The sequence below is a fragment of the Treponema sp. UBA785 genome (genome assembly GCF_002297065.1).
In the GTDB taxonomy this organism is placed as follows: Bacteria; Spirochaetota; Spirochaetia; order Treponematales; family Treponemataceae; genus Treponema_D.
The window spans coordinates 80925-84181 of the sequence record NZ_DBJD01000090.1; the positions used below are offsets into that span (position 1 = coordinate 80925).

Below are 3257 nucleotides of genomic sequence, written 5' to 3' on the forward strand. Positions count from 1 at the left end.
TTTTAATAATTTTCAAATTCGCCAATCAATTCGCCTATAATCGGAATCAGCTGTTTTTTGCGGCTGACTATGTCTTTTAAGAAATAAACCTGCTCTTCAACCTTAGGAAAATGCAGAAAATCCATGAACTTTTTTTCGCCTGCAACGAGCATCAGCGAATTTAGATTTGAAATGTCTGTTGCCAAAAGCGCGCTGAACAGCGCTTTCCGCTCTTTTTTCTGTTCCTCCAGCTGGGCGATAAATTCTTCTTTCCGCCTTAGAATTTCCTGGGTTCCGTCAACTTCAATCTGGCTTACGGTAAATGTCTCTCCGGCCTCAGAGTATTCTTTTAAGTCCTGGGCGATAATCTGCAATGCGGTTCTGTCTTTAATGCGGCTTCCGGCCTTTATTATTTCTTCGCCGAAAGATTGAATTTCAAGGCCTGTAATCTTGCTCAGAATATTGGCGATTTCGACGTCTGTTTTAGTTGTCGTAGCCGACTTTAAAATCAAGGTGTCGCTCAAAATTCCGCTCAAAAGAAGGCTTGCGATTTTTACAGGAATTTCAATCTTGTTTTCTATAAAGAGCCTTGAGATAATTGTGGAAGTTGAGCCAAGAGGCATATTTATAAAAGTAATCGGACTTTTTGTCGGGGCAGGGCCTATTCTGTGGTGATCGATTATTTCCGCGATTGTGTAGTTTTCGATTCCATCGACCGCCTGAGAAAGCTCGTTATGGTCAACAAGCGCAACTTCAAGGTCAGGCTCGTTGTGGAGATCTATTTCCGACATAATTCCAATCACCTTGTTTTCGTCGTCAACAACAGGAAGAAGACGCAGCGGACTTGAGAGAATTTCTTTTTTTACGTTTGCAAGCAGGTCTTTTGCCTGGAGCGCTTTTAGAGAAGTATTTGCAACCTTAAAAACCGGAACCGAATACATAATGAGCATAGAAGTTGAAGAAGTGTTGAGCGGGCTTAAAATTATTGTTGTTCCGATTTTTTTTGCAAGCTCAATTACCTTTGGGCTTGGAGTCCTTGAGCCTGTTATGATTAAAATATCCGCCTTGTTTTCGAGGCAGAAAAGCTGAATGTCTTCGCGGTCGCCGGTTACAACGATAACCGGCTGCGAAAGGTGGGATTTGAGAGTGTTGGAAAAAGAAGAAAAGCTTGTCGATGCCAGAATAATCTTAAATTCGCGCTGCCTTTCCGGATTGTGCTCGCTCAAAAAAGAGGCTTTTAGTGTTTCCTTTAAAAGCTTTGCCGAAGTAAAAAGCGAAAGATGGTGCATCGGGTCAAAGTTGTCAAAAATGCTCTTAAAAATCAAGTCGCTGGAAATAAGCCCCTTGTAAAGCCCGGATTTGTCAACGACAGGAAGAACATTTACTTTTTTGTCGCGCATCTTGCTGACCGCATTCCAGATCGACTCGTTTTCGCCGGTTGTAATTGCGCCTTTGTGCATGAAATATTCGACCTTTGGCAAAAGGTCTGGAATAAAAAGAGGCGGGGAGATACCGAATTTCTTGTAGATATAGTCAGTCTGCGGATTTAAGTGTCCTGCGCGGCATGCAGAATAATGCTCAAAGCCCATCTTTTTTTTCAAAAGCTCAAGAGCAGTGCTGCTGACAATCGAATCAGTGTCAGGGTTTTTGTGCCCAAAAATAAGAATCCTCTTCATAAAATCACCCCAAAGTCTTGCGAAGATTGTAGCCCAAAAACAAAAAAAAATGAATTCCAATAGATTATCGGGTCAAGCCTGTAATGACAGCAGGCTCAAGCCGATAATGACAGTTTTTTTGTCATTGCCGTGCTTGACGCCGCGCGCCTTTAAAAAGATGCGCGGCGGCCGCCTATAAATGGGCGGACTTTACGCTACCATGATTTCGGAGTCGATGTTCGCGGTAAAATAGGTGCTTCCGGGCTTTGTTACAACGCTTATGCTGTAGCTTCCGGCGCTCAGGCTGGAAGGAACTACAATATCCACAATGTTTGAGCCGCGGCGGTTGTAGGTTTCCATGCGGACCGGGCCGGTTTCGTTTTCCAGAAACACACCCTGCGCATTGTCCTCAATGTCAAAAGAAAGGTTTCTTCCGTGCAGCCGGAGCGTTTTTCCCGTAGCCGCGCTTAAAATGCTGCTTTCGCTTGCGTCTTTTTGAAGGACTGTAACCCTGTAGATTTTCGCCTCTCCAGATACGTCTGGCGGAAGCTGCCTGTATTCAAGCTTTGACTTTATCTGTGAAAAAGCGGCGGCGCTTGCGGTAAACAAAAGCCCCAGCGCATGGTTTCCAGTCCCTGGCGCAAATCCGTCTTGAATATTGGCGCAAGTTCCTGTGGCGTTGGCGCGGAGCGAGCCGAACGGAAGCTCCACGTTGTAGCCTTTTGAAATATACTTTACAACGATTTTTTCCATTACAGAAAGCATTCCAAGATAGTCTGCCTCTGTAAAAGAGGAGTTCCAGTCCGCCATTTCCGCGGCAAGTTTTTCCTGGCTCAAAGTCTGAGAGCAAGAGCTTCTAAAGCAGAAGCCGTCCTTTGATTCATCGCTAATAAGTGAATTTTTTATAGTTTTGATATTTAACATAATGTTTTCCTTGCAATAAAATTGCTTTTTTTCGTACCGGCGCAAAGAATCGTGCGCATTCGATTTTCATTGACAAGGAGAGCCAGATATGATAGAATCATAATCGCTTAGAATTTGATTGGGAATCAATATTGGCTCCCGGCTAGAAAGCCTTTTTCCGCAAGTGTTGACGCGCTTACCGAAACAGGCTTTTTTTTATTTATAGAATGCTTTCATGCCACCTCCTTTTTTCCTATGCACTTTCTTATGCTGTCCATAAAAAAGTCTTTTCCTTCGAGCTGCACAGCCCTCATTCCTATATGGAACTTTTCTTCCATCATGAACATAAGGCTCATAGCCATTGAAAAACAGGTTGCCTCAACTTCGCCGTTTATGCTCTGCTGTGTGTGCCGCAGCCTTATATGCGCAAATTCGTGCAGGATAATTTGCATTGTCTCCACAGCGTTATGGCTGTCGTTGTATGCAATCATCCTAAGCTGTTCTCTGGTTTCATTGTCTGGAAACAAAAGACAGACTCCCTCGTCCCATAGGCTTAGGGAATTTTCTTTGAACCGCTCGAGATTTTCCGGCGAAAAGGATGAGAATTTTTTGACTTTAATTCCCATGCCTTCAATCATCTTTTTGTAGTCAAAGCCTTCCTTATAGTATTCTTCCTCGCTCAGCACGGAAAACACTTCAAGAAGAATCTCATTTATCCGC

At 43.7% G+C, this 3257-nt stretch carries 3 protein-coding genes; all 3 read right to left on the minus strand.

Annotation, left to right across the window (positions count from 1 at the left end):
* Nucleotides 1-2: 2 nt before the first annotated feature.
* A complete protein-coding gene (locus B2X33_RS08185) occupies nt 3-1655 on the minus strand; it encodes a putative manganese-dependent inorganic diphosphatase (protein WP_296668941.1) in 1653 nt (550 codons plus the stop codon).
* 189 nt (nt 1656-1844) lie between these two features.
* A complete protein-coding gene (locus tag B2X33_RS08190) occupies nt 1845-2558 on the minus strand; it encodes a DNA-binding domain-containing protein (protein ID WP_296022901.1) in 714 nt (237 codons plus the stop codon).
* 212 nt (nt 2559-2770) lie between these two features.
* A partial coding sequence (locus B2X33_RS08195; protein WP_296668942.1) for a hypothetical protein occupies nt 2771-3257 on the minus strand: 487 nt, incomplete at its 5' end.

Bases quoted from the DNA above. Each gene is read 5' to 3' on its own strand.
- B2X33_RS08185 (WP_296668941.1), bottom strand. From the start codon at position 1,655: ATGAAGAGGATTCTTATTTTTGGGCACAAAAACCCTGACACTGATTCG.
- B2X33_RS08190 (WP_296022901.1), bottom strand. From the start codon at position 2,558: ATGTTAAATATCAAAACTATAAAAAATTCACTTATTAGCGATGAATCA.